The sequence below is a fragment of the Streptomyces sp. NRRL F-5755 genome (genome assembly GCF_001279365.1).
GTDB classification, from domain to species: Bacteria; Actinomycetota; Actinomycetes; order Streptomycetales; family Streptomycetaceae; genus Streptomyces; species Streptomyces rimosus.
On record NZ_LGCW01000288.1, the window covers coordinates 1 to 23,901 of the forward strand.

At 73.0% G+C, this 23,901-nt stretch carries 18 protein-coding genes and 1 pseudogene; 9 read left to right on the top strand and 10 right to left on the bottom strand.

What is annotated here, in order from left to right; all coding sequences use genetic code 11:
* The 4 genes from ADK86_RS29740 to ADK86_RS29755 all read right to left on the bottom strand — a co-directional run.
* Positions 1-4,160, bottom strand: a 4,160-nt coding sequence (locus ADK86_RS29740) for an alpha-(1->3)-arabinofuranosyltransferase domain-containing protein (RefSeq protein ID WP_053699397.1), incomplete at its 3' end; no start/stop codon positions are given.
* The gene (locus ADK86_RS29745; protein ID WP_053699398.1) at positions 4,157-4,882 is read right to left on the bottom strand and encodes a class I SAM-dependent methyltransferase; all 726 of its coding nucleotides are present in this window, start codon (positions 4,880-4,882) and stop codon (positions 4,157-4,159) included. The genes ADK86_RS29740 and ADK86_RS29745, both read right to left, overlap by 4 nt.
* A 7-nt stretch (positions 4,883-4,889) precedes the next feature.
* Positions 4,890-6,122: a glycosyltransferase family 4 protein gene (locus ADK86_RS29750; protein WP_053699399.1), complete on the bottom strand. Its 1,233-nt coding sequence runs from the start codon at positions 6,120-6,122 to the stop codon at positions 4,890-4,892.
* A gap of 216 nt (positions 6,123-6,338) precedes the next feature.
* Complete coding sequence (locus ADK86_RS29755; RefSeq protein ID WP_053699400.1) at positions 6,339-7,286, bottom strand: DUF3068 domain-containing protein; 948 nt, start codon at positions 7,284-7,286, stop codon at positions 6,339-6,341.
* Positions 7,287-7,489: 203 nt separating this feature from the next.
* Here ADK86_RS29755 and ADK86_RS43935 point away from each other — a divergent pair, with 203 nt between their 5' ends.
* Both ADK86_RS43935 and ADK86_RS29760 read left to right on the top strand, forming a co-directional pair.
* Positions 7,490-7,633, top strand: coding sequence for a hypothetical protein (locus tag ADK86_RS43935; protein ID WP_165417060.1), 144 nt, complete (start codon positions 7,490-7,492; stop codon positions 7,631-7,633).
* 14 nt (positions 7,634-7,647) lie between these two features.
* The gene (locus ADK86_RS29760; protein WP_053699401.1) at positions 7,648-8,883 is read left to right on the top strand and encodes a helix-turn-helix domain-containing protein; all 1,236 of its coding nucleotides are present in this window, start codon (positions 7,648-7,650) and stop codon (positions 8,881-8,883) included.
* Here the strand turns inward: ADK86_RS29760 and ADK86_RS29765 are convergent.
* Entirely contained in the window at positions 8,849-9,865 is a 1,017-nt protein-coding gene (locus tag ADK86_RS29765; RefSeq protein ID WP_053699402.1) for a GntR family transcriptional regulator, read from the bottom strand. The two genes, ADK86_RS29760 and ADK86_RS29765, sit on opposite strands and share 35 nt — an antisense overlap.
* Positions 9,866-10,025: 160 nt before the next feature.
* Here ADK86_RS29765 and ADK86_RS29770 point away from each other — a divergent pair, with 160 nt between their 5' ends.
* Complete coding sequence (locus ADK86_RS29770) at positions 10,026-11,666, top strand: MFS transporter (protein ID WP_053699403.1); 1,641 nt, start codon at positions 10,026-10,028, stop codon at positions 11,664-11,666.
* Here ADK86_RS29770 and ADK86_RS29775 read toward each other — a convergent pair.
* The 3 genes from ADK86_RS29775 to ADK86_RS29785 form a co-directional block, all read right to left on the bottom strand.
* Positions 11,653-12,456: a maleylpyruvate isomerase family mycothiol-dependent enzyme gene (locus ADK86_RS29775; protein WP_053699404.1), complete on the bottom strand. Its 804-nt coding sequence runs from the start codon at positions 12,454-12,456 to the stop codon at positions 11,653-11,655. The two genes, ADK86_RS29770 and ADK86_RS29775, sit on opposite strands and share 14 nt — an antisense overlap.
* Positions 12,457-12,496: 40 nt before the next feature.
* On the bottom strand, positions 12,497-13,135 hold the full coding sequence (locus tag ADK86_RS29780) for a DsbA family protein (RefSeq protein WP_053699405.1): 639 nt from the start codon (positions 13,133-13,135) through the stop codon (positions 12,497-12,499).
* A 155-nt stretch (positions 13,136-13,290) separates the two neighbouring features.
* Positions 13,291-13,722 carry a MarR family winged helix-turn-helix transcriptional regulator gene (locus tag ADK86_RS29785; protein WP_053699406.1) on the bottom strand — a complete coding sequence of 144 codons (432 nt, stop codon included), beginning with the start codon at positions 13,720-13,722 and terminating at the stop codon, positions 13,291-13,293.
* Positions 13,723-13,810: 88 nt separating this feature from the next.
* Between ADK86_RS29785 and ADK86_RS29790 the strand changes: the two genes are divergently transcribed.
* The 6 genes and pseudogenes from ADK86_RS29790 to rbsK all read left to right on the top strand — a co-directional run bounded on the left by ADK86_RS29790 (position 13,811) and on the right by rbsK (position 21,420).
* Positions 13,811-14,833 (top strand): NADP-dependent oxidoreductase, encoded by a 1,023-nt coding sequence (locus ADK86_RS29790; RefSeq protein ID WP_053699407.1) that lies wholly within the window; start codon positions 13,811-13,813, stop codon positions 14,831-14,833.
* Between the two features lie 299 nt (positions 14,834-15,132).
* A complete protein-coding gene (locus ADK86_RS29795) occupies positions 15,133-15,561 on the top strand; it encodes an organic hydroperoxide resistance protein (RefSeq protein WP_030597537.1) in 429 nt (142 codons plus the stop codon).
* A gap of 243 nt (positions 15,562-15,804) precedes the next feature.
* Entirely contained in the window at positions 15,805-16,872 is a 1,068-nt protein-coding gene (locus ADK86_RS29800; protein WP_053699408.1) for a LacI family DNA-binding transcriptional regulator, read from the top strand.
* On the top strand, positions 16,869-18,515 hold the full coding sequence (locus ADK86_RS29805) for a sugar ABC transporter ATP-binding protein (RefSeq protein WP_053699409.1): 1,647 nt from the start codon (positions 16,869-16,871) through the stop codon (positions 18,513-18,515). The genes ADK86_RS29800 and ADK86_RS29805 overlap by 4 nt, the downstream gene beginning before the upstream one ends.
* Positions 18,505-20,513, top strand: a pseudogene (locus ADK86_RS45750) (substrate-binding domain-containing protein). Before ADK86_RS29805 ends, ADK86_RS45750 begins: the two are co-directional and overlap by 11 nt.
* Positions 20,506-21,420, top strand: a complete 915-nt coding sequence (gene rbsK, locus ADK86_RS29820; RefSeq protein WP_234346087.1) for a ribokinase — start codon at positions 20,506-20,508, stop codon at positions 21,418-21,420. Before ADK86_RS45750 ends, rbsK begins: the two are co-directional and overlap by 8 nt.
* 326 nt (positions 21,421-21,746) lie before the next feature.
* Here rbsK and ADK86_RS29825 read toward each other — a convergent pair whose 3' ends face one another.
* A complete protein-coding gene (locus ADK86_RS29825; protein ID WP_063789117.1) occupies positions 21,747-22,562 on the bottom strand; it encodes a carbon-nitrogen hydrolase family protein in 816 nt (271 codons plus the stop codon).
* The gene (locus ADK86_RS29830; protein ID WP_107088595.1) at positions 22,559-23,893 is read right to left on the bottom strand and encodes a pyroglutamyl peptidase; all 1,335 of its coding nucleotides are present in this window, start codon (positions 23,891-23,893) and stop codon (positions 22,559-22,561) included. Before ADK86_RS29830 ends, ADK86_RS29825 begins: the two co-directional genes overlap by 4 nt.
* Positions 23,894-23,901: the final 8 nt, after the last annotated feature.

The window sequence follows — 23,901 nt, forward strand, 5'->3', positions numbered from 1 at the left end:
GGCCCCGCCCCCGCCCCCGCATGCGCCCCACGCCGCCCCTTCCCGGCCGGAACTGTCACCACCGCCGCCGCCAGCCCCAGCAGGGCCAGCCCCTGAGCAGCGGCGCTGAACGGGCCTTCGCCGTCGGCGGGGGACTCGCCCGCGTCGAGGGCCGCCGTGATCCCGGCCCCCAGCATGGCCAGCAGAGCCAGCGGTACGAGCAGCCCGTGGCGGAACCGGGCCAGCAGGGCCAGCAGCGGCACGATCACCGCGTACGGGCCGGCGGCGAGAGCCACGACCGCGGTGAGGGCGACGACTCCCAGCACCCAGGACGGCGCGGGCGGCGCCTGCGGCTCCGGTGGGGTGCGCCGTGTCCGGCGTACCAGGGCGGAGCCGATGAGCAGCGCGATGCCGAGCGCGCCGCCGAACAGCCCCAGGTCGTACGTGGTGGACGGCGCGTACGTCAGCCGCACCATGCCGCTCTCGCCCGCCGGGATCAGGAACCCCTGCTGCCATCCGTCGAGGCGCACGGGCGACAGTTCGCGCCCGTTGAGCGTCGCGCGCCACCCCGCGTTGGCGTTCTCGTACGTCTGGAGGTAGGCGGCCCCGCCCGCGCCCACCTGGACCGTGCGGCGGTCGCCCGCCCAGTCCCGCGCGGTGACGCTCCGCCGCTCGGTGGCGGGCGCGGGGGCGCTGCCCCGGCTGAGGGTGACGTCCGTCAGCGCCAGCGGTCCCTGGTCGCCGGCTTCCACCCGGTGCTGTCCGGACGGCAGGTCCAGCCGCCCGTCGCGCGCCTCGCCCGCGCACAGTTCGACCTTGACCGGTCGGCGTTCGATCAGATCGCGTACGGAACCGGACGCCTTGGTGGCATGCAGTGTGCCGTCCACGGCGAGCGACGGCCCCTGGCCGCAGGCGAGCGAGAACCGGTCGCCCGCGGAAGGCGGCGGCGACCGCAGGTCGTCCAGGGCGGGGACATAGACCTCGCTCAGGCCGACGGGCAGTTGCAGGGCCTCGCCCACCACCGGGTTGTGGACGGTGAGGTCCTTGACCTTGCTGATGGTGATGTCGAGGCGGTCGGTGGTGATGGGGTCGAAGCGGGCCCAGCCGTTCTCGTCCACCCCGGTGGTCGCCGCGCCGTCGGGCGAGTTGATGAGGACCTCTTCGGGGCGCGTGGACACGCCGCCCGCCGCGGCCAGCACGATCCGGTCGATGCTGCGCTTGCCGGACCAGCGCAGGTGCAGTGTCGCTTTGTCGCCCGCGATCCATGCGGTGGTCAGGTCGCCGTCGACCAGGTTGCGGGGGCTGAGCTGAGGCCCGGAGCCGAAGGCGGTGGAGTCGGCGGTCGCCGTGATCCGGTTCTTCTTCCCGGGCGCCACCCGGTCCAGCAACTGGTCGAGTTCGGATCCCGGTACGGCCACCGCCCGGCCGGAGACCTGGTACGACCCGCCCGTACCGGTACGGAACTGCCGGTGCAGCCCCACCTCGGCGGAGACCGGCGACAGGCCGCCGGGGTCGCTGCCGCGATGCAGCGAGTACGTAGCGGCCGGGGACGTCGACTTCTCGGCGTCCGCCGGGAGTTGCAGCAGCCGGGTGACCTGCACGCCCGGGATGGACACCTCGGAGAAGCCCGCGCCGGACAGCCCGGCGCGCGGCGTCTGCGACGCGGTGATGGTGATCTTCAGCCACTTCGCGGTGCCGGCCGGTGCCCAGATCCGCTGCTTCTGGCCGTTGGTCAGCAGCGGGGTGGCCACACTGCCCCGGTCGGTCTGGACGAGTACGGAGGTCGGCGCCGCGCGCATTCCGTCGCCGGGCAGCGGCGTCAGCGAGATGGTGGACGGTATGTACGTGGGCCGGGTGAAGCCGATGCGCAGCCACTGGCCCACCGGATCGCCCGCGCTGCCCTCCGCCCAGCCCGTCTTCGGATCGCCGTCGAAGGCGTGCGCCGGGTCGTACTGCGGCAGGTGGAAGAGCCAGTTGCCGCTGCTGGACGCGGTGACGGAGGCGGCGCCGCGCAGCACCCCGGTGGTCTGGTGCGCGATGCCCTCGGTCGGCAGGATCTGCCGGGGCGCGCGCCCGGGATCTTGCAGGCTGTCCGGGTGATTTCGCTCGCCGGGCGTGTACGTGTAGGACGTGTTGGAGTTGACCAGCCCGAACCGGGTGTCGGCACGGCGCAGCCCGTCGCCGGTCAGCTGGAGCGGCGGGGTGCCGACGCCCGGGTGGTTGTCGCCGGTCAGCACGGCCGGGCGGTGCCGCAGCGCGGGGTCGGCGGACAGCGGGAGCAGCGCCTCCGGCCCCCCGCTGACCTGCGCCGTGTCGGCGACCGGCAGGGCGGTGACCGGGCCGGGCCGCGGGGTGTCCACCGGTTCGTAGATCTCCACGGCGCGCTGGCGCGGGTAGAGGCCCTGGATCTGCACCGGCGTCCCGGGGGCGATCTTCCCGTCGGTGGTCAGCGGCCCGAAGGCGGCCACCTTCCGGTATCCGGACGCCTCCAGGGTGCGTTTGACGGTCTGCGTCGGCACGTACCCGATCTGGTCGGGGTCGAGATCGTTGCGTACGACCACGTCGTGCAGCCCCGCCCGGCCCAGGAAGTCGCGCAGCCCCGGCACCTGCGAGCCGGACATCAGGGCCTGCTCTACGGCGTCCAGCGCGCGCCGCACGCCCGGCGTGCCGAACGGCACGAAGTCCCGCTGCGCCCAGCGGGATTCCGCCAGCACGTCCAGGGGGTGGTCGATGGGGGAGCCCCACGTGTAGATGCCGTGCGCGGTGGCGGGGACGATGAGGGCGCGGTTGTCGGGGGTGTTCGCCTTGAGCCAGTCGGCGGTGCGCTCCCAGGCGGACGGCAGCTTCTTGAAGGCGCCCGGCTGGAGGACGGTGCCGTTGAGGTACGGGAGGGCGAGGGCAGGGAGCGTCAGCAACGCGACCAGTAGGGGCACGTATTGCCGCCCCGGTACGCGCCGGGTGCCGCGCCGTTCGGCGGCCACGCCGAGGATGTGGGCGAGGCCGAAGGCGAGTGCCAGGGCCAGGCCGGGCTGGAACTTGTAGATGTTGCGGAACGGCCGCAGCCAGCCGTCCAGCCAGTCCTGCCACAGCCCGTGGAACGGGCCGCCCAGCGAACCGGCGTACCCGGTCAGGCAGATACCGGCCACGACCAGCACGGTCAGCAGCAGCCAGCGCCGCTCCGGCACGTCCCGGCGGGCCAGCCCGGCCAGGCCCAGCGCTGCGGCCAGTGCCGTCCCGAGGACCGCGCCGGCCCCGGCCACCAGGGTCCAGCCGGCGGGCAGCCACGGTTCGCCGAAGTTCAGGTAGCCGACCCAGTTGCCGGCGCCGCGCAGCAGCTCGGTCGCCGACATGGTGCCGGTGGTGGTGGTCGCCTGCTCGATGTACGGCATGAAGTTCTCGCCGTACACCCCGAGCAGCAGCAGCGGCACCGCCCACCACGCGGTCGCCAGGACGACGCCGGGAATCCACCACACCAGCAGTGATCTGCGCCGGGGCCCGGTGCGCGAGAGCACGTACAGCAGGACGGGCAGCAGCGAGGCCAGTGTCGAGGCCGCGTTGACGCCGCCCATGAACGGGATGAGCAGCGCGGAGCGGGTGGCGGCCAGGCGGGCCGGGGCGCGGTGGTCGGTGAGCGGCAGCAGGACCCACGGCAGCAGCGCGCCGGGCAGGGCCGCGGCGGACGTGGAGCCGATGAGCATGGTGAAGACCGGCCACAGCGCGTACGCGGCGGCGGCGAGCAGCCGGGTCGGCGGGGAGCCGACGCGCAGCCGCTCGGCCAGCCGCAGCGCACCCCAGAAGGCGGTGGTGACGATCAGCGACATCCACAGCCGCTCGGCGATCCACACCGGCAGGTGCACCAGATCGGCGAGGGCGTAGTACGGGAGGGACGGGAAGGCGTAGCCGACGTACTGGTCCGTGATGCCGCCGAAGCCCGCCCGGTCGTGCCACAGCTGTCCCAGATCGCTCAGGAACTTCCAGGGGTCGGTGGTCACGCCCAGCTTGGTCTCGAAGGTCATCTTCCCGGAGGACGGCACCAGGAAGAGCACGAAGGCCAGGGCCCAGAACGCCAGCAGCCAGCGCCGGGACCGGGGCGGTCCGGGCGGCGGCGCGCCCGGCGCGGTCGCCGGGGTGCCCCCGGCGTCCGGCGAACCCGGTGAGCTGGACACGAGCGTCTGGGTCATGGCAACCGCCGCAGGATGAGAAGGAGGTTCCAGGTGGCCACTTCCCGGACGACCGGCAGGCGCGGGATCGTTTCGGCGAGGAACGGCGCGTACCGGGAGCGGGCCGTCACGATCCGTACGTCGTCGCGGGAGCGGATGTGCCGAAGGGTCGGGCCGACGTGCAGGGCGAAGAGGTTCTCGCCCAGGGTGTGCTTGGCGGTCCGGCCGGTGCGCCACCGGTAGAGCGTGCGGGCCCGCCCGGCGCCCAGGTAATGCCAGGGAGCCGTCTCGTGTCCACCCCACGGGGAGAGCCAGTTGGTGAACGAGAGGTAGATCAGGCCACCGGGTCTGGTGACCCGCACCAGTTCGCTCAGGAAGGTGCGCGGGTCCGCCACGTGCTCCAGGACGTTGGACGAGAAGCACACGTCGACGGTGCCGTCGGCCAGCGGGAGGAGGTAGCCGTCGGCGAGCACCGCGCCCGGCGGGGTGCGCCCGCGGGCGGTCAGCTCGCGCCGGTCGGGCTCGAAGAGGTAGCACTGCGCGCCGCGGCGCCGGAACTCCTCGGTGAAGTGCCCGCTGCCGCCGCCGATGTCCGCGACGACGCGGCCCTTCAGCGGCTCGTACTGTTCGATCTGGTCGGCGGCGTCCTGCGCGAGCAGGCCGTAACAGCGCTCGGGGTCGTGCTGTTCGCGCAGGAAGGCGCGGAAAAGGGTGAGTGATCTGCGCAGGGAGGGGTCCCGCACCTCAGCATCACCGCCCGGCGGGGAGGTCGAGGTGGGCCCGGTCGTACGACTCGGCCGCCACCGCGCGAAAGCTGCGCACCGTGGCGCTCCACCGGAACCGGGCGGCCCGGCGCGCGGCGGCGGCGCCCAGGGCGTGCCGGCGCGCGCCGCTGAGCGCCAGCGTGCACCAGTGCGCGGCGAAGGAACTCTCACCGCGGGCCAGCAGCCCGGTCGTGCCGTCGTCCACCGAGTCGCGCAGGCCGGGGATGTCGAAGCCGACCGTCGGGGTGTGCCGGGCGGCGGCCTCCATGACCACCAGGCCCCAGCCCTCGACCAGTGACGGGTGCAGCAACAGCCAGGCACGGCACAGCAGTTCGTGCTTGTCCTGCTCGCTGATCCGGCCGGTGAAGTGCACGTCGGGCCCGGCCATGGCCGCCAGCCGGGTGCGCTCCGGACCGTCCCCGACGATCACCAGCCGGCCGCCGGTGACCGGCCGCACCCGCTCCCACAAGCGCAGCAGCAGATCGACGCGCTTGTACTCGACCAGTCGCCCCATGGCCAGGAACAGCGGCTCGGGCGACTCCGGGAGCAGCGGCCCCGGCTCGGCCACGCCGTTGTGCACCAGCCGGATGCGGTCCCGCGCGACGCCGAGCCCGCGCAGCGCGGCGGCGGTCGAGCCGGACACCGCGACCATGAGGTTGCCGCGGTGGGCGCCGGCCAGCGCCCAGTGCTCCAGGCGGCGGCCGAGCCGGGCGGCGGGCGCCGGGTAGCGCAGGCCCCACAGGTCCGTGTGGACGTGGTTGACCAGGCACAGCGTCGGGCCGCGGTGCCAGAGGGGGGCCAGGTACGGCATGCCGTTGCAGACCTCGACCAGCAGGTCGCAGGGGCCGACGCGGCGGGCGAGCCGGCGGCGGACGCGCAGGTAGTGCCCGGCGTCGCCGCCTGCCGAGACCACGCGGTAGCCGTGCTCGGCCGCCGGGCCGCCGCACAGCAGGGTGACCTCGTGGCCGTGCGCGGTCAGGCCCTCGGCGATGCGGTCCACGAGCAGTTCCGAGCCGCCGGCGGCGGGGTTGCCGAGATCGCGGCGGGCGAGGAAGACGATGCGGTGGGGGAGCGCGGGGGTGTGGTGTGCGGACCGGACGGATGGTGCCTCGGCAGCGGGGGATGCCGGTGGTGCGGACGGTGCGGGACGTGCTGGTGCGGGTGGTGCGGGACGTGCGAGCGGTGCGGCGGACGAGGACGGTCGTACGTGCTGGGGCATGTGCGCTCCAACTCGTCTCAGGGTGCGGTACCAGTGGTGTGGGGGGACGTACTGCGTACTGAGCCGTGCGGGCCTGCCGGCCGGGGAACAGCGTCGTGTCGTGGGGCCTTCGGTGGGTGAGCTGGATAGTTTTCGCCGCCCTGTTCGATGCGGCTACTCACCGGGATGACAATTTCCGCGCCTCTTTGACCTGACGCCTCATCACTTCGCGCAGGATCAGCTGAACCGCCGCCTCCCCCGCACCACCAGCACCACACCGAAGAGCGTCAATCCGCCGCCCGCCACCGCCGCCACGACCGGCGCCGTCTCGCCGACGCGCTCCAGCTTGGTGCTGTCCGCGTCCGCCAGCGCCACCTGCCTGCGCTGCGTCGCCGGGGTGAACTCCAGGCCGTCGCCGCGCAGCAGGGTCACCGCGTCGGTCTGCGCGCCGGGGGCCCGCAGGGTCTTGTGCGGGGAGATGGACGCGTTGATGATCCGGCCGGTACGCCGGTCGACGACCAGCTCGATACGTCGGTTCGCGTACCACTCCTCGGCCTGGACCTGGCCCTGCGCCGGCCGCCCCACCAGCCGCCCCGGCACCTGCCGGCTGCCCGTCCTGGTCGGCTCGACGGTCCCGGTGAAGCGATAGCCCTCGTACCCCCGCACCCGCTGGGTGCCCGCGAAGCGGAGCGGGACCGCGGCGCCCAGCGTGTTGTCCCACCAGCGGTAGGTCCGGCGCTGCACGTCGAAGGGGAACTTCAGGTACGCCTCCCCCTCGAAGCGGGTCGGCGCCTCCTGGCAGCAGTGCACCGGGGCGTTGGTGCGCCGGTCGGTCACCCAGCGCTCCACCGTCCACTGGAACGCCTTGCGCGGGTCCCGCAGCTCCAGCGTCACCGGCGTGTCCACGGTCGTGGACACGTCCCACACGGCCCGCCCGCTGCGCTCGCTCTCCGCCACGTCGCCCAGCACATGCCGGGTGATGGTGATCTTCTGCTTGTTCCTGGTGCGCAGGGACTCGGTGTCGAAGTAGCTGCCGGTACCGGTGAAGACGGTGGTCACATCGACGTCCACCGGGGTGCGCTGGGCGCGCGGCGCCACGTACCAGGCGAGCATCGGCGCGAGCACCAGCAGGAAGACGCCGAGTCCCAGCAGGACCAGGGAAAAGGGCGAGGCGGTCTTACGCATACGAGCACTCCTGAGGGCGGCGGGGGCAGTGCGCGTGCGGCGTGGCGGTGGTCCGGGTGAACGGGCGGGAACCGTAGGCGACTGCTTGACATGCCGTCAATGCCCCCACACACTCGGCAGGCACCGCGGCCGTCCGCGGACCGGGCCGGACCGGTGCGCCGCGCCACCCTCGACGTACCCGCCACGAAGGGGCCCGCCGCGCCATGCACAGACTGCTCGCCGCCGTACTGACCTCGCTGGCCGCCGCCGCCCTCGCCGTGGGCGCCGCCCTCGGCATCGTCGCCGCCCTCGACGCCACGCCGGAGCAGCCGAACGTGCCCCTGGTGACCTTCGGCCGGACGCCGTAGAGGAGGGCGCAGGCGTGGTGGAGACCGTCCGCTCGGCGTGGCGCGACGTACCCCCGGCGCAGGTACGGGAGTTCGCCGCCCGCGCCCTCGACGAGGTCCCGGATCTTGCCCAGCGCATCCTGGCCGAGATCCGCCGCGAATACCCGCAGCTGCCGCTCGCCCTGGACGAGTACGGCGAGCCGCGGGCCCTGACCGGAATCCGGCAGTCCCTGGAGTACTTCGTCCAGCACATGTCCGCCGGCCTGGACCTGCCGCACGTCCACCCGCGGATCTTCCAGGAGTTCGGCCGCGGCGCGGGCATCCAGGGGCGCAGCCTGGACGCCCTCCAGGCGATCTACCGGCTGGGCGTACGGCTGGCCTGGCGGCGCCTGGCCGAGATCGGCCAGCAGGTGGCGATCCCGGCCCCCGCCATGTACGAACTGGCCGAATCCGGCTTCGAGTACCTGGACGGGCTGGTGGCCGAATCCGTACGCGGCTTCGCCGAGGCGGCGGCCCGCCAGGCGGGCGAGCGGCTGCGGCACCAACGGCGCCTCATGGAGCAGCTGTTCACCGCCGGAGCCCGCGCGCACACGGCGCCCGCACTCACCGACCGCGCCGCCCGCATCGGCTGGTCGCTGCCCGGACAGGTCGCGGTTGCCGTACTGCTGCGCCCGGCCCGCGAGTCCGTCGCCCCCGCCGTCGGTACGGACGTCCTGCTGGACATGGAGTGCGAGCGGCCCCGCATGGTCGTACCGGAACCGGACGCCGCCGGGCGCCGGGAACTGCTCCAGCGCGCTACGGCCGGCTGGTCGGGCGCGCTCGGCCCGGCCGTACCCCTGGCCGACGCGGCCAAGTCCCTGCGCTGGGCGAGCGCCGCCGTCGACCTGATGGAACGCGGCCTGCTGCCCGCCGGACAGCTGCTGCACTGCACCGAACACACCGAGGCGCTGGTACTGCTGCCGCCGGAAGAACTGATCGAGGACCTGACCAGGCGGCGACTGAAACCCCTCGCGCACTGCGGCCCGACTCACGGCCGCCGCCTGGCCGAAACCTTGCTCGCCTGGCTGGAGACGCGCGGGGGCGCGCCTGAGGTGGCGGCCCGGCTTGGTGTCCACCCGCAGACCGTGCGCTACCGGCTGCGCCAGATTCGGGAGCTGTGGGGCGACGAGGTGGATGATCCGGACCGCCGCTTCGAATTGGAACTGGTTCTGCGGGCGCGGCGGTTGCGTGGGGAGCTCAGTGTGCCGGGGCGGCCTTCTTGCCCTCGATGAACACCTCGTAGCCGTCGAGCAGCCGGGCCATACCGAACTCGAACATCGCGTCGAGCCGCAGCGTCCCCGCGTCGTCCATGTCGTTGATCCCCTCGTACATGGGGAACGATCCGGACCTGAGGATCCGCTCGTACTCCGGCCCCAGCGACTCCATCCACTGCTCCGCGTCCATGCCGGTCCGCTGCTCGGCCTCCAGGTCCTCCTCCAGGGCGACCGCCGTGCCGCGTACGTGGTTGATCAGCGTCAGAGCCAGCCGCAGCTTGGTCAGCGGGTCGAACCGCGTCACCGTGGCCATGGTCCACTCGATGACGACCATCGCGTGCGGCATCGGCTGCGGGCGGGTGAGCGACAGGTACTGGGCCACCCAGGGATGCCGCTGGTACAGCTTCCACTGGAGCCGGGCCCCGGCCTCCATCCGCGCGCGCCAGTGCCGGGGCGCCGGGTCGGGCAGTTCGATCTCCGCGAAGGTGGCGTCCGCCATCAGCATGACCAGCTCTTCCTTGTTCGCCACATGGCGGTAGAGCGCCATCGAGGACACGCCGAACTCGGCGGCGATACGGCGCATCGACAGCGCGCGCAGCCCCTCGGCGTCGGCGATCCGGATGCCGGCCCGGATGATGCGGGCGCGGTTCAGGCCGGGGGTCTGCGGGGAGGGCCGGCCAGGAGCGGCCGGGGCGAGCCGAGGGCTGTCGCCGGGGCCGCCGACGGCCCGTGTCCGGGGCGCGGGCGCGTCGTCCGCGCGCACTCCGGTTGCGGCCACCACCGTCCCCACGCCCGGCACGGCCCGTACCAGCCCCTCCTGTCGCAGCGTCGTCAGCACCTTGGTCGCGGTCGCCATCGCCACGCCCCACTCCCGGGTGATCTGCCGCGTCGAGGGCACACGGTCGCCCTCGGCCAGCTCCCCGCGCTCGATGCGCCGCCGGATCTCCGCGACGATCCGACGGTACGGGGGCGGGGGCGAAGACGGGTTCCGACGGTCCACGGCGGCATCCTCCGTACTAGTGCACCAGGGGTCTGTGTGGGTAACAGTACTGCCCTGACGCGGAGGTGTACCGCCCAAGTGCACTAGTGTGATGCATTTCTACTGTCCAACTGCGCCAAGGGGTTTGCGGTGTAAGCGTGCACTGCCTACCTTCCCTGGCATGGCGTTTACTCCGTACACACCACCGTCCCGCGCCGGGCGGCGCGAGTGGACCGCGCTCGTGGTGCTCCTGCTGCCCTGCCTGCTCGTCTCGATGGACGTCTCGGTGCTCTACTTCGCCGTGCCGTTCCTCTCCGCCGAACTCGCGCCCACCGGCGTGGAGCAGCTGTGGATCCTCGATGTCTACAGCTTCGTGCTCGCCGGACTCCTGATCACCATGGGCGCGCTCGGCGACCGCGTAGGCCGCCGCAAGCTGCTGCTCTCCGGTGCCGTCCTCTTCGCCATCGCCTCGGTCCTGGCCGCGTACGCGCAGAGCGCCGGCATGCTCATCGCCGCCCGCGCGGTGCTCGGCATCGGCGGCGCCACCCTCATGCCGTCCACCCTCGCCCTGGTCCGCAACCTCTTCCACGACGCCAAGCAGCGCGGCCGGGCCATCGCGATCTGGTCCGGCGCCATGATGGGCGGCATCGCGGTCGGGCCGGTGCTCGGCGGCCTGCTGCTGGAGCACTTCTGGTGGGGATCGGTGTTCCTGATCAACACCCCGGCAATGGTGCTGCTGCTCGTGGCCGGACCGCTGCTCCTGCCGGAGTTCAAGAACCCGGCGGCGGGCCGCTTCGACCTGGCGGGCGCGCTGCTCTCGCTGGCCGCGATGCTGCCGATCGTCTACGGCGTCAAGGAGCTGGCCCGGAACGGGTTCTCGGCACTGCCCGTGGTGGCCCTGGCGGCCGGGCTGGTGGCCGCCGCCGCTTTCGTGTACCGGCAGCGCACCGCCCGGCACCCCATGCTGGACCTGGAACTCTTCCGGCACCGCGGCTATTCGGTCTCCGTCCTGATGAATCTGCTGGCGATGTTCGCGCTGGTGGGCAGCGCGGTCTTCGTCACCCAGTACCTCCAGACCGTACGGGGCGCGAGCCCGCTGGAAGCGGCGCTGTGGAACATGGTGCCGACCATCGCGGTGGGCGGCATGGCCCCGGCCGCCGCCGCACTCGCGCAGCGCATGGACCGGGCGTTCGTCATCGCCGGCGGGTTCCTGGCCGCCGCCGGGGGATTCTTGTGGGTGTCCTGGACGGAGGTGGACACGCCCCTGTGGACCGTACTGCTGGGGGCCAGCATCTACGGGGCGGGCATGGTGATGGTGATGTCGCTCGGCACCGAACTGGCCCTGGGCGTCGCACCGCCGCAGCGCGCGGGCTCGGCCTCCGCCCTCCTGGAATCCGGCTCGGAACTGGGCGGCGCGCTGGGGCTGGCGCTGCTGGGCACTCTCGGCAACACCGTCTACCGGGGCGAAATCGACGGAGCCGTGCCGGGCGGACTGCCCGCGGGCGCGGCGGACACCGTACGGGAAACCTTGGCCGGAGCGGCGGCAGTCGCGGGGGAACTGCCGGGCCGGGCAGGGGAGATGCTGCTGTCGGCGGCCCGCACGGCGTTCCTCCACGGGCTGCACGCGGTGCTGGTCGGCGCGGCGTGCGTGATGGTGCTGGGGGCGCTGCTGGCGGTGGCGCTGCTCAAGGGCGTACGGATACAGACGGCGACGGGGGAGCGCGAAACGGGGCAGAGCTGCACGGAGACCCCGGACGCTCCGGCCGTGTCGAACGCTCCGGTTGCGTCGGACGCTCCGGCCGCCCCGGTCACCCGAAGCTGACCCGCTGCCACCAGAAGTCCAGCAGTCGCCGGTCGCCGGATATCCCGATACCGGGGTGGTCGGCGGGCAGTCTTCGGTAGACGACCAGCAGCAGGTCGGTCAGCGGGCCGCGCAGTGTCACGGCCGACTCTTCCCGCGGTGCGTGGCGCCAGGCGACCGCCTCGCCGGTCAGATCGACCAGCCAGTCGGCGGTCGTCTCCGGCGCCACGCCGGTGGCTTGGAAGCGCAACGTCCGGCCCGGACCCAGGAGTTCGCGCATCTCCGGGCGGCGAGCGAACACCTCCGGCTGCGAACCCAGCTCCAGCCACTCGGTGAAGCAGTCGGCGGCGACCCGCTCATCGAGGGTGAACTCCGCGCCGGCGGCCAGGAACGCGTCGGCGCGGTGGATCACCGTCTCGTTGGCCATCCGGCGGGCGTAGAAGGCGGCGGCCGGGGCCAGCCGGGGGAGCGGGACCCACGCCTCCGCGCCGGGCCCGGCGGCCCGCAGCGTCTCCGCCAGCAGGGCGGCGCCCTCGCCCAGCCAGCCGTCGAGCAGTGCCGGGTCCTCGTCCGCATACGGCGACAGGTCGCGGAAGCGGGCGTCGGGCGGGGGCTCGGCCGCGCCCGTGCGCACCACCTCCTCGGCCCAGCGGTGGGCACCGCCCAGATGCCGCAGCAGCTGGCCGAGATTCCAGCCGGGGCAGGAGGGCACCGGCGTTCTGAGGTGGTGCGCCTTCTTGACGAGAGAGCGCAACAGCTCGGTCTGCGCCACGATTTCGGTGCAGTGGCGGTCGTACGTCGAGGCGTTCATGCCGCCACGGTAGGTCCCGCCACTGACAACCGGCCCCCGGTCAGCTGAAGTCCAGGCCCCCGGTCCGGGTCCGCTTCAGCTCGAAGAACTTGTCGTAACCGGCGAGCAGACGGGCGCCGTCGAAGATCCGCGCCGCCTCCTCGCCGCGCGGGATCGCCGTCAGCACCGGACCGAAGAAGGCGACGCCGTCGATGTGGATGGTGGGCGTGCCGACATCCTCGCCGACCGGGTCCATGCCCTCGTGGTGGCTCTTGCGCAGCGCGTCGTCGTACTCCGTGCTGTCCGCGGCACCGGCCAGGTCCTCGGGCAGCCCGGCCTCGGCGAGCGCCTCCTTGATGACGGCCTCGTAATCGTCGCGGCCGTCGTTGTGCAGGCGCGTGCCGAGCGCGGTGTAAAGGTCCCGCAGTACGGGCTCGCCGTGCGCCTGGGCGGCGGCGATGCAGACCCGAACCGGGCCCCAGCCCTTGGCCAGCAGCTCCTTGTACTGCTCGGGCAGGTCCTCGCGGCCCTCGTTGAGGACGGACAGGCTCATCACGCGGAAGCGCAGGTCCAGGTCGCGGTGGCGCTCCACCTCCAGGATCCAGCGGGAGGTGATCCAGGCGAACGGGCAAAGGGGGTCGAAGTAGAAGTCGACCGTGTGACGGGTGGTTTCCGGGGAAGTCGCATTCTGGACAGTCATGACGCCACGATAGTTCGATCCGGAACTTTTGACCGGGCGGAATCCGCCACGCCGCGGCCGTCGGGCCGAAACCAACCGGTGGAACCCTCCGGTCCGCGTCCACCGGGCTCGGTCCGCCGGTTCGCGTCCCTCGGGCGCCGCCCTGAGCGCCGGTCCTACTCCGGCGTGATGCCCAGCATCCGCTGGAGCAGTTCCTTGAGCAGCGCGCGCTCCGCGACGGACAGCTCGCCGAGCGGCTCGCGCGCGAAGTCCAGAGAGTCGCGCAGCTGTTGGGCCGTCGCCCGGCCCGCTTCGGTGGGGGCGGCCAGCTTGACCCGGCGGTCGGCCGGGTCCGGGCGGCGCTCGACCAGGCCCCGGGATTCCAGGCGGTCCACGATGCCGGTCACGTTCGACGGCTCGCACTTCAGGCTCGCCGCTATCCGTCGCATCGGCATCGGCTCATGGGCGAGCAGGCGCAGGACCCGTGCCTGGGCGCCGGTGAGGCTGTGCTCGGCCGCCGCGTGCTCGTACTCCTCGTAGTAGCGGGCCACGACGGTGCCGATCAGCTCGACGACCTCGACGGTCAAAGGGTCTGCGCGGGGGGTCATGGCACCAGGATACCGAATTGCTTGACAACCTGAAATATTTAGGAGCATGGTTGTTTCAGGACCTGAAGCATTTTAGGAGGAGCAGCCCATGTCCGCACTGCCCACGTCCGGCCGCGAATGGCACCTGGTCGCCCGCCCGCACGGCTGGCCGAAGCCGGAGGACTTCGCGCTGCGCGAGGCCGCGGTCACCGAGCCCGGCGAGGGACAGCTCCTCGTCCGCAACCTGTACTTCTCCGTCGACCCGTACATGCGCGGCCGCATGAACGACGTGAAGTCCTACACCCCGCCCTTCCAGCTCGACCAGCCGATGGAGGGCGGCGCGGTCGGCGAGGTCATCGCGTCGAACGCCGAGGGCTTCGCGGTCGGCGACCACGTCCTGCACTTCAAGGGCTGGCGCGAGTACGCCGTCGTGGACGCCAAGAAGACCGCCAAGGTCGACGGCTCACTGGCCCCCCTCTCCGCCTACCTGGGCGTGCTCGGCATGCCGGGCCTGACGGCCTACGCGGGCCTGCTGGAGGTCGCCTCCTTCAAGGAGGGCGACACCGTCTTCGTGTCCGGCGCGGCCGGCGCGGTGGGCAGCGAGGTCGGCCAGATCGCCAAGCTCAAGGGCGCCGCGCGCGTCATCGGCAGCGCCGGTTCCGACGAGAAGGTCGAGCTGCTGACGAAGGAGTACGGCTTCGACGCCGCCTTCAACTACAAGTCGGACGAGTCCGTCAAGGACCAGCTCCGCAAGGCCGCCCCGGACGGCATCGACGTCTACTTCGACAACGTCGGCGGCGACCACCTGGAGGCCGCCATCGACTCGCTCAACACCCACGGCCGCGTCGCCGTCTGCGGCATGATCTCGCAGTACAACGCCACCGAGCCGACCCCCGCGCCGCGCAACCTCGCGCTGGTCATCGGCAAGCGCCTGCGCATCCAGGGCATGCTCGTCGCCGACCACAGCCACCTCCAGGAGCAGTTCGTGCAGGAGGTCTCGGCCTGGGTGCGCTCGGGCGAGCTGAAGTACCGCGAGACCAAGGTCAAGGGCGTCGAGAACGGCGTCGAGGCGTTCCTCGGCCTGCTGCGCGGCGACAACACCGGCAAGATGATCGTCGACCTGACGGACTGAGCGGTCCCCAGGGGCCGGCCCGTACGCGCGGACCGGCCGGACTGCCGGATCGGCCCCGTTTCGCGGATCGACGCCGTCTCGCGGGACAGTCCCGTCCCGGTCCGACCGGCCGGGCCGCCCCGGTCCCACGGACTGAACCGACCTCACGGGCTGACCCGGTCTCACGGATCCGGTCCCACGGACTGACCCGGTCTCACGGACTGATCCACACCTCCGCCCGGCGCCGCCGGGCCACTAGGCTCACACCAAGCCGTCGCGATCGTGGGCGCGAGTCGCGGCGAACCACAGGAGGATCTTCTATGTCCATCCAGCCCGTAGACGTGGTCTACACCGCCGTCGCCACCGCCGAGAACGGCCGGGACGGCCGCGTCGCCAGCGACGACGGCAAGCTGGACGTCGTCGTCAACCCGCCCAAGGAACAGGGCGGCAGCGGCGCCGGCACCAACCCCGAGCAGCTCTTCGCGGCCGGCTACAGCGCCTGCTTCCAGGGCGCGCTGAGTGTCGTCGCCCGTCAGGAGAAGGCGGATGTCTCCGGCTCCCGGGTGACCGCCAAGGTCGGCATCGGCAAGACCCCGTCCGGCGGCTTCGGCCTCACCGTCGAGATCGCCGCGTCCATCCCGAACGTGGACGCGGCCACCGCCAAGGACCTGGTCGAGAAGGCCCACCAGGTCTGCCCGTACTCGAACGCCACCCGCGGCAACATCGACGTCAAGCTGACCGTCGCCTGACGCGCCATGCCGTACCGAGGGCCGCATCCCTGCGTGGGGGATGCGGCCCTCGGCCGTACGGGGGCGGAGCCCGCCCGCCACTGCCGCCCCGTGTGACACAGGCCACTCCCGCCGTATCTTGACGCCACCGCCGTGTAATCGATTACGTATGGCCACACGAAATCGATTACACACCGGCGTGCGATCGAGACGCCCGGAACTTTCGGTGTCCTCGACCGGTTCCAGGGAAGGGCAAGGGCGCCCATGGCGAAGATCAAGGACGTGGCCGAGCGGGCCGGGGTGTCCGTGGCCACCGTCTCCCGCGTGCTCAACGGGCGCAGCCCGGTCGCCGAGACCCGCGAGCGGGTGCTCGCCGCCGTCCGGGAGCTCGGCTACCGGCCCAACAACGTGGCCCGCGCCCTGCGTACCGCCCGTACCGGCACGCTCGGCCTGGTCATCAGCGACCTGACCAACCCGTTCTTCACCGAACTCGCCGACGCCGTCGAGGACGCGGCCCGCGGCCTCGGCTACAGCCTGATCATCGGCAACGCCGCCGAACGCCCCGGCCAGCAGGACGACTACATCCGTACGCTGCTGGACCGCCGCATCGACGGCCTGCTGGTCAGCTCGGCCGGCACCGGCTCCGCGATGCTCGGCGAGGTCGTCGCCTCCGGCACTCCGCTGGTGCTGCTCGACCGGATCGTGCCCGGCGTCGACGCGCCGTGCGTACGCGCCGACGGCAGCGCCGCGCTCACCGCCCTCGCCGCGCACCTCGCGGCGCTCGGCCGGCGGCGCCCCGCGATCATCGTCGCCCCGGCCGGTACGCCGACCGGCGACGAGCGGCTGGAACTCTTCCGTACGGCCCTGGCCGCGCACGGCATAGCGCTCCCGGACGAGCGGGTCGGCTCCACGCCCGACCTTCAGCACACCGGCGGCCGCCAGGTGATGCGCGGCTTCCTGGACCTGCCCGAGCCGCCCGACGCCGTACTGGCCACCGACAACCTGATGGCGCTCGGCGCGATGGACGAGATCCGCGCGCGCGGGCTGCGGGTGCCCGGCGACGTGGCGCTCGTCGTCTACGACGACGTGCCGTGGTTCGCGCACATCGACCCGCCGCTCACCGCCATCGCCCAGCCCACCCGCGAACTGGGCCGGGCCGCCGTGCGCACCCTGCTGGAGCGGATCGAGGGGCGCCCGGCCGATTCCGTACTGCTGCCGGCCCGGCTCGTCATCCGCCGTTCCTGCGGCGAACCGGCCACCGGCCAGGAGGACTGCACGGCCCGGCAGGACCACACCCGACAGGAGACCCGACAGGAGAGGGGCAGCGCATGACCGACGTCAACGACGACGTTCGGGACGACGCACCGGCCGGCCGCGAACTGCTGCGCGTCGAGGGGGTGGCGAAGTCGTTCCCCGGCGTACGGGCACTGGACGGCGTGGACCTGAGCCTGCGCGCGGGCGAGGTGCACGTCCTGCTCGGCGAGAACGGCGCGGGCAAGAGCACCCTGATCAAGATGCTCTCCGGCGCCCACCGGCCGGACGCCGGGCGCATCCTCGTGGCCGGCGGCCCGGCGGACGACCCCGTGGCCACCGCGGCTCCCGACGGCCTCCACGAGGTGCGCATCCGCTCCGCGCAGGACGCCGAACGGCTCGGTATCGCCACCATCTACCAGGAGTTCAACCTCGTCCCCGGCCTGACCGTCGCGGAGAACATCTTCCTCGGCCGGCAGCCGCGCACCGCGCTCCGCCTCATCGACAAGAAGACGATGCGGGCGCGCGCCGCCGAACTGCTGCGCCGGGTCCGCCTCGACGTCTCCCCGGACACCCCGGTCGCCGAACTGGGCATCGCCCGCCTCCAGATGGTCGAGATCGCCAAGGCGCTGAGCCTGCGCGCCCGCGTCCTGATCATGGACGAGCCGACCGCCGTACTGACCTCCGAAGAGGTCGAAACGCTCTTCGCGATCGTCCGCGAACTGCGCGACGCAGGGGTGGGGATCATCTTCATCACCCACCACCTGGAGGAGATCGGCGCCCTGGGCGACCGGGTCACCGTCCTGCGCGACGGACGCTCGGTGGCCGAGGTCCCGGCCGGTACGGACGAGGACGAGCTGATCCGCCTGATGGTGGGCCGCGACATCGCCGAGCAGTACCCCCGGCAGCGCCCGGAAGCCCCCGGCGCGCCGCTGCTGCGCGTACGCGGCCTGACCCGGCACGGCCCCAACGGCACCCCGGTCTTCGAGGACATCGACTTCGAGGTGCGGGCCGGTGAGGTCGTCGGCCTCGCCGGCCTGGTCGGCGCGGGCCGTACCGAGGTCGCGCGGGCGGTGTTCGGCGTGGACCGCTACGACGCCGGGACCGTCGAGATCGACGGGCAGGCGTTGGTCCCCGGCGATGTACGGGCCGCGATGCGCGCCGGGCTCGGCCTGGTCCCCGAGGACCGCAAGGGCCAGGGCCTGGTCCTGGACGCGTCCCTCCAGGACAACCTGACGCTGGCCCGGCTGGACCGGGACACCCGCGGCGGCCTGGTGGACCGGCGCGGCCAGCGGCGCGCGGCGGCCGAGGTGGCCGGGCAGCTGAAGGTGCGGATGAGCGGGCTCGGGCAGCACGTCCGCACCCTCTCCGGCGGCAACCAGCAGAAGATCGTCATCGGCAAGTGGCTGCTGGCCGACACCCGGCTGCTGATCCTCGACGAGCCGACGCGCGGTATCGACGTCGGCGCGAAGGTCGAGATCTACCAGCTGGTCAACGAGCTGACGGCGGCCGGCCGCGCGGTGCTGATGATCTCCAGCGACCTGCCCGAGGTGCTCGGCATGAGCGACCGGGTGCTGGTCATGGCGCAGGGACGGCTCGCCGGTGAGCTGTCCGCCGACGAGGCGACGCAGGACGCGGTGATGGAACTGGCCGTACGGCCCGCCGGCGCGTCCGGTCCGCGACACACGAACGAGAGCGCGATGGAGGGCTCCGATGTCCGCTGATGTGAAGACGGGAGCGGGCGCCGAGGCGGTCGGCACGGCCCCGCCCGGTGCCGGGTCCGGCCCCTGGTTCACCCGGGCCGTCCTGAAGAACGGCCCGCTGGGCGGCCTGATCGCCCTCGTCGTGGTGATGGCGGCGCTGTCCGGGGACTTCCTGAACGGACAGAACCTCCTGAACGTCGGCGTCCAGGCGTCCGTCACCGCCGTACTCGCCTTCGGCGTCACCTTCGTGATCGTCTCCGCGGGCATCGACCTGTCGGTCGGCTCGGTCGCGGCGCTCAGCGCCACCGTCGTCGCCTGGGCCGCGACCGACGCGGGCCTCCCGGTGTGGATCGCCGTGCTGCTGGGCCTGGCGGTCGGCGCGGTGGCGGGCCTGGTCTCCGGCGCGCTGGTCGCGTACGGGAAGCTGCCCGCCTTCATCGCCACGCTCGCGATGCTCTCCATCGGCCGCGGTCTCGCCCTGGTCATCACCGGCGGCTCGCCGGTCGCCTTCCCCGCCTCGGTCAGCAGGCTGGGGGACACGCTGGGCGGGTGGCTGCCGGTACCGGTCCTGGTCATGATCGCGATGGGCCTCATAGCAGCCCTGGTCCTCAACCGTACGTACGCGGGCCGCGCGATGTTCGCGATCGGCGGCAACGAGGAGGCGGCCCGGCTCTCCGGCATCGACGTCAAGCGCCGCAAGCTGGTCATCTACGCACTGTCCGGGGTGTTCGCGGCGGTCGCGGGCATCGTGCTCGCGGCCCGGCTGACCTCCGCCCAGCCGCAGGCCGCCGTCGGCTACGAACTCGACGCCATCGCCGCCGTCGTCATCGGCGGCGCCAGCCTCTCCGGCGGCTCCGGCAAGGCGTCCGGCACGCTCATCGGCGCGCTGATCCTCGCCGTACTGCGCAACGGCCTCAACCTGCTGAGCGTCTCCGCGTTCTGGCAGCAGGTGGCCACCGGCCTGGTCATCGCGCTGGCGGTGCTCCTGGACACGCTGCGGCGCCGGAGCGGGCGATGAGGGGGCGTGCGTGGCGGTCCGGCCCGGGTACGGGTGCGGGGCCGGTCGGCAGGCGTACGGGTACGGGGAGGCTCGGCCGGCGTACCGGCAGGCGTACGGGGCTGCTCGGCGCGGCCGTCCTGGCCGGAGCCCTCGTCCTGTCCGGCTGCGACCGGGGCGGGAACACGGACCTCGGGCTGGCCCTGTCCACCCTCAACAACCCGTTCTTCGTCGGCATCAAGGAGGGCGCGCAGGCCGAGGCGGACCGGCGCGGCCTGCACATCAACATCACCGACGCGCAGAACGACCCCATGCAGCAGATCAACCAGATGGAGACGTTCACCAGCCAGGACGTCAAGGCGGCGATCATCAACCCGGTGGACTCCGACGCCGCCGTACCGGCCGTCGGCGTCGCCAACCGGGCCAAGGTGCCGGTGATCTCCATCGACCGCGGTGTCAACGGCGGCGACGTGGGCTCGACCATCGCCTCCGACAATGTCGCGGGCGGCCGGCTCGCCGCGAAGACGCTCGCCGAATCCCTCGGCGGCAAGGGAAAGGTGGCCTTCCTGGAGGGGCAGCCCGGCACCTCGGCCGCCCGCGAGCGCGGGCAGGGCTTCGAGGAGGGCATCAAGCGGTACCCGGGCATCGAGGTGGTGGCGCGGCAGCCCGCCGACTTCGACCGGACCAAGGGTATGGACGTAATGTCCAATATGCTCCAAGCGCACCGGGACATCGGCGGCGTCTTCGCGGCCAACGACGAGATGGCCCTCGGCGCCGCGAAGTCGCTGGGCGCCAGGGCGGGCAAGGATGTGAAGATCGTGGCGTTCGACGGCACGCCGGACGGTGTCGCCGCCGTCCGCGGCGGGACGCTGACCGCCACGGTCGCCCAGCAGCCCAGGCTGCTCGGGAAGCAGGCCGTCGACCAGGCGCTCAGGGCGGCGCGCGGCGAGCGGCCGCCGAAACAGGTGAAGGTGCCGGTCGTGCTGGTGACCAGCAAGAACGCGGCGGAATTCGATGGGTGAGAAGCAGATGTACGACGTACTGGTAGTGGGCTCGGCCAATGCGGACCTGACGGTCCGGGTGGCGCGGCGGCCCGGCGCGGGGGAGACCGTGCACGGCTCCGACCTGGTCGAGTCGGCGGGCGGCAAGGGTGCCAACCAGGCCGCTGCCGCCGCCCGGCTGGGCGGCCGGGTCGGGCTGCTGGCCCGGGTCGGCGACGACGCGTACGGCGAACTGCTGCTGAACGCGCAGCGCGAGGCGGGCACGGACGTCTCGCAGGTGATCGCCGCGCCCGGCACCCGTACCGGCACCGCCATGATCATCGTGGGCCCGGACGGCGACAACAGCATCGTCGTCTCCCCGGGCGCCAACGCGGCGCTCACCCCCGAGGACGTCGCCGCCGCCCGCGAGGTCATCGCGGGGTCCGCCGCCGTCTCCCTCCAGTTCGAGGTCCCGATGGAGACGGTACGGGCCACCGCGGCCACCGCCACGGAGACCGGCACCCGGGTCGTCCTCAACCCGTCACCCACCCCCGACCGCCTCGACCCGGACCTCCTCGCCGCCGCCGACCCCCTCGTCGTCAACGAGCACGAGGCACAGCAGCTCGCGGGCCGCAGCGAAGGCGGACCGGAGGACTGGGCCCGCACCCTGCGCGACCAGGGCGCCCGCTCGGTCGTCGTCACCCTCGGCGGCGACGGCGCACTGGTCGTGGACGGCGAGGGCAGGAGCGAGCGGGTCCCGGGCGTGAAGGTCGACCCGGTCGACACCACGGGCGCCGGCGACGCCTTCACCGGCGCCCTCGCCGTCCGGCTGGCCCGCGGCGACTCCCTCCCGGCCGCGGCCCGCTTCGCCGTACGAGTCGGCGCAGCAGCCGTAACCAAGGCAGGCGCCCAGCCGTCCTACCCGACGCTGGACGAACTGCCTGCCTGAACGGGGGTGGTGGGGTGCCGTGCTGGCATCGCCCCTGCTACCCGGCGGCCTGGCCGTTGGATATCCCGGCCGGTTCCGAGCCTTCCGAGAGTGGGCCGGCCGACGCGCCGTTCTACCTGACGCTGGTCGGGCTGCCCGCCTGAACGGGGGCGGCGGGGGCGCCGTGCTTGCGTCGCCTCCGCTGCCCGGCGGCCTGGCCGTTGGATATCCCGGCCGGTTCCGGGCCTTCCGGGAGCGGGCCAGCCGACGCACCGTCGTCCTCCCCGTCGCCGGACGACCTCCCCGCCTGAACGGAGGCGACGGGGGCCCGTACTCGCGTCGCCCCGCTACCCGGCGGCCCGACCTCCGGATATCCCAGCCGGTTCCGACTCCTCCGGGTCCGGCCCGGAGGGCACGCGGGCCTCCGAGAGCGGCCCAGCCGTCACACCGACCTCCGCGAGCCCCAGGCCGGTTTCGCCGGTCACCCGCGCGAGGCCGGAACCGTCCGCCGCCCATATGCCGCTGTACCCGCAGCCCACGCCCCCGCTTCGCGGGCCGGTGCCGTTGGCGAGCAGGACGTCGAAGCCGTGGTCGCGCGCCAGAGTGGCGTACTCGTCCGTGCGTTCCACCGAGTCGTGGAACGAACTGGCCAGATACGCCTGGCAGCCGTCGGCCGCGGCCCGCTCCGCCACCTCGGGGAAGGCGTTGTCGTAGCAGGTGGCGAGGGCGAACTTCAGGCCGCGGTAGGTGAAGCGGCCGCCTGCCGTGGGTCCCGGGGTGAACAGCTCGGTCTCCCGGCCGTACAGATGGTGCTTGTCGTAACGGGTCAGCAGTGCGCCGTCCGGTCCGTACACGAACGTCGCGATCGCCATCCCGTCCGCCGTGCCCGACGGGCCGCGCCCCGGGCCGCTGACCGCCGCGGCGACGCCCGCCGCCCGGCAGGCGTCGCGGACGGGGGCGAGCCGCGGGTCGTCCGGCGCGAGGACGCACCGCTCCGGGCCGGCGGCTATCGCCTCCAGCTCATAGCCCGTCAGGCCCAGCTCGGCGAAGACGATCAGCTCGGCGCCGCGGCCCGCGGCCTCGGCGATCAGCCCGGCGGTCCGGGCCGCGTTGGCCTCGATGTCCAACACGGCGGACGGGAATTGCGCTGCTGCGACGATCATTTCTCCATGGTGCCCGATGCCACTGACAACGCGGCGGTGAGGATGCTCCGTACCTGCCCGGTGATGGTGGTCCGGTTCCGTACGAAGCCGGGGTCGGTGACCTCGCCGGTCTTCGGGTCGGTGTTCCCGGCGCCGAACTGGAGCACCGGCGTGTGCAGGTGGCCGCCCGGGACCTTCAGCTTCAGCGCGTCCCGCAGCAGCGTCGCCCGGTAGCCGATCTCGTTGGACAGGTAGTCACCGCCCCCGCCCTCGCGGGCCGTCGAGCCCGGCGTCGGACCGTCCGGCCGCTCGACGGGCGACGAGCCGCCCACCGGGATCTCGGTCACCGCCGTGTTGTCCCGCACCGGGAACGGCCCGGTGGACGCCGCGGTGAGCTGCGCGTACGGCAGGGTCGTGGTGGTCCACTGCGGCTGCGGCCGGACGGTCGGCACGTCCTTCGGTACGGGCACCGTCTCGGTGCGCGACTCCCGCGCGTTGTCCGGATAGCCGCCCCGCCAGGCGCCGTTGGTCCGCTCCAGATCGAACTGCCCCGGGCGGCCCTGGCTGATGGTGGTGAACAGGTCCACCTGCTGCGGCCCGCGCCGGAAGTACGGCAGGAGCGTGCGCTCCACCGTGCCGGCCGCGAAGTCCGCCCACCGTACGGGGAAGACGGCGGTCTCGACGCGGGCGAGCCGCCCCGAGGACGTACGGACCGTGGTGCCGTCCAGGGCGAGCGCCGCGGCCCCGGACGGGTTGCTGCGCCGGGCGTCCGCGTCCAGCTGGAAGGGGTCGAAACCGGTCACCACGACGCGCAGCACCCGGGTGTTGGAGTGCCCGCCACTGGGCAGGTCGATCGAGTCCTGCCCGCGCGAACCGCGCTCCAGCGCCCCCATCAGCGTGTCCCGCTGGTCCGCGCTCAGCCGGAAGTCGGGCTTCCACTCCCGGAGCGCCTTGGTCATCCCCAGCCGCGCCCAGTACAGCGGCCGGTCGTCGTCCCGGCTCAGGTCGCCGCCCTGCGGCCCGCGCCCCTGGACGCGGTCCACGGCGCGCCGCCACAGGCCGCGCCCCGCCTCCGTGACGTACCGTTTCGCCGCCCCATAGGAGTCCACCCGCGCGAGCCCGCCGGCGAACGTCCCGGCCACCCCGGAGAACCCGCTGCGCCGCAGGATCTCCTGCGGCACGCGCTGCGACAGCCGCTGCTCCTCGACGGTGGGCGCAGCCGTCGTCTGCCGGGCGGTGGCAGTGGCGGTGGCGGGGGAGACCGCCGTGGCGGAGGGGGCGCTGAGGGCGAGCGGGGCGGCGGTCAGCAACGCGGCGCCGACCACGCCCACCTTGGTGCGTATGTGTCTCATGGGGTGAG